This window comes from Pseudoroseomonas cervicalis ATCC 49957, assembly GCF_000164635.1.
GTDB lineage: Bacteria > Pseudomonadota > Alphaproteobacteria > Acetobacterales > Acetobacteraceae > Pseudoroseomonas > Pseudoroseomonas cervicalis.
The window spans coordinates 1-2,116 of sequence record NZ_GG770963.1; the positions used below are offsets into that span (position 1 = coordinate 1).

The following is a 2,116-nucleotide window of genomic DNA, read 5'->3' on the forward strand; positions in this document are numbered from 1 at the left end:
CCCCGGCCGGGGCCGCGGCGCGGCCGGCGGCCTCAGGCGTAGGCGCGCTCGACCAGGGGGCCGGGCGGCGGGTTCAGCGCGATCTCGCGGATGATCTTGCGGCGCACCGCGTTCTCGAAGGCGCCGAAGCCCTCGGCCACCATCAGGAAGGCGCCGGGGCCGCCGATCACCTGGTCGCGATAGTATTCGTCGAGCGGCGGGTTCAGCGCGGCGAACTGCGCCGGCGGCGGCGTCTTGTCCAGCACCGCCAGCCCGTTGAGGATGATGCCGCGCCGCAGCGCCTCCTCCCGCGCCTGGGCCAAAGGCCGGCCGGAATTGTTCACCCCGTCGCCGGAGATGTCGACCACCTGGCGGGTGCCCTCATAGCCCTGGCCGAACAGCCCGGCGGCATAGTCGATGGCGCCCGAGATCGAGGTGTAGAGATGCGTCCGCCGCGGCGCCGCGTCGATGGCGGCGGCGAGGCGCGCTGCGCTGGCCAGGCCGTCCACGCGCATCCAGGGCACCAGCAGCTCCTGGATGTTCCAGTCCGACCAGGTGAAGAAGCTGACGGCGATGGCGCCGATGGCGCCGCGCGCGATGCCCTCCGCCAGGCGCGGGTCGCGGAAGGCCTGGGCATAGCCGTTGAATTGCAGCTCCTGCTCCTCCGGGTCGACGGAGCGGCTGACATCGACGGCGAGCACCAGCTCGACATCGACCGGCTCCAGCTCGGCGGCACGGGCGCGGGGGCTGCGGATCAGGGCGGGGGCGGCCAGCAACCCGGCCGGGGCAAGGCGGAGAAAGTGGCGGCGGCGCATGCGTCCTCCAGGGGGCGGGCGTTGCCTTGGACTTCCTCCGTCACTCAACCGACATTATTGTGCGTCGCAACAAAACTGCCACCAGAGAATGCGCGCCCCGGTGCCTCGGGCGAGATTTTGGCGGCTCTGTGGCAACCGGGGCACAGCCCGGGCCTTTCTCCTGGCAGCAAGGGAGAACTCCATGCCCAACCTGTCCCCCCGCGGCGCGGCGCGCCTGATCCCGATCGGCACCATCCTGTGGTCGCAGACACCGATCCCGCCCAGTGATCCGCCGAGCCCGGTGCCGCCCCCGGCGCCCGAGACGCCCGGCCCCGACCTGCCGGAGCCGCCGATCCAGGAGCCGCCCGGCCCCGGCCAGCCGACCCCGGACGCGCCGGACATCCCGCCGCTGGGCGACCCGCCGGGGGCGCCGCCGGCCCGGATGCGGGCGGCCCTCTAGAGCACCTTCCGGGCGCACTGGCTCGCGCAGAACGCCCTGGAGGATTGTTCTGAAGGCATCTTCACGCGATCAGGCCCAGCAGCCTGATCGCGGCCTGCTCTAGGCCGCCGCCGCGCTCAGAAGCCCGCGCCGGCCCACTCCGCGCAGCGATGCGCGGAGGCCGGCGGGGCGACCAGCGCGCTGCCGGCGGGGCGCAGCCGCATCACCTGGGCCTGGCCCGGTTGCCAGGCCGGCCAGGCGGGCAGGGCCGGGCCGTCCGTCTCCCCGGCGCGCGGCGCATCGGGGTCGCCGCTGGCGGCGAAGCGGCTCCAGCCGCGCTGCATGGCGCGCGACAGCGCGCGCTGCGCCGGGTCCATCGCCGCCGGATCGGCCAGCGCCCAGCCGGTGCCGAGCACATAGGCGATCTCGGCGGCGTGGTAGGCACCGAGGGGCGGCAGCCAGGGCAGCGCCGGCAGGCGTGACGGTGCCGCCGCGTCATCAAACAGATAGGCGCGCACCGGCAGCAGCCGCGCCAGCGCCCCGGCCAGCGCCAGGGTCGGGCAGGCGAAGACGGCATCGGTCACCAGACGGGAGAAGCTCAGCGCCGCATTCTCCTCCAGCCCCGGCGGATAAGCGGCGATAGCCCGTGGCGCCAGCGGGCCGAACAGCCGGGCCACGGCGCGGCGATGGCTGTCCTCGCTGAACAGCTCCCCGGTCAGCCGGTAGAGCGCGCCGAACAGCCGGCCCTCCTCCGCATTGTAGCCGAGCAGCACGGGCAGGCGGTGGACGCGGCCCTGGGCAATGGCCTCGGCAGGGGGCAGCGGCAGCACCGCGTCGCCCGCCACCGCGCCCCAGCTGCCCTGGCCCATCATGCCGCGCGCCAGGGCGGGCTGGCCGGTGACGG

The 2,116-nt window shown here is 74.7% G+C and carries 3 protein-coding genes; 1 reads left to right on the forward strand and 2 read right to left on the reverse strand.

Annotated features, from left to right (window positions below; genetic code table 11):
* Positions 1-32 precede the first annotated feature (32 nt).
* Positions 33-794: a DUF1194 domain-containing protein gene (locus tag HMPREF0731_RS20790; RefSeq protein WP_007006204.1), complete on the reverse strand. Its 762-nt coding sequence runs from the start codon at positions 792-794 to the stop codon at positions 33-35.
* A 181-nt stretch (positions 795-975) separates the two neighbouring features.
* On the opposite strand from HMPREF0731_RS20790, the gene HMPREF0731_RS20795 reads away from it, so the two are divergent.
* Complete coding sequence (locus HMPREF0731_RS20795) at positions 976-1,233, forward strand: hypothetical protein (protein WP_007006205.1); 258 nt, start codon at positions 976-978, stop codon at positions 1,231-1,233.
* A gap of 116 nt (positions 1,234-1,349) precedes the next feature.
* On the opposite strand, the gene HMPREF0731_RS20800 is transcribed toward HMPREF0731_RS20795, so the two are convergent.
* On the reverse strand, positions 1,350-2,116 hold a 767-nt coding region (locus tag HMPREF0731_RS20800), incomplete at its 5' end, for a carboxylesterase family protein (RefSeq protein ID WP_007006206.1).

Coding starts and splice junctions, on each gene's coding strand:
- HMPREF0731_RS20795 (WP_007006205.1), top strand. CDS start 976: ATGCCCAACCTGTCCCCCCGCGGCGCGGCGCGCCTGATCCCGATCGGC.
- HMPREF0731_RS20790 (WP_007006204.1), bottom strand. CDS start 794: ATGCGCCGCCGCCACTTTCTCCGCCTTGCCCCGGCCGGGTTGCTGGCC.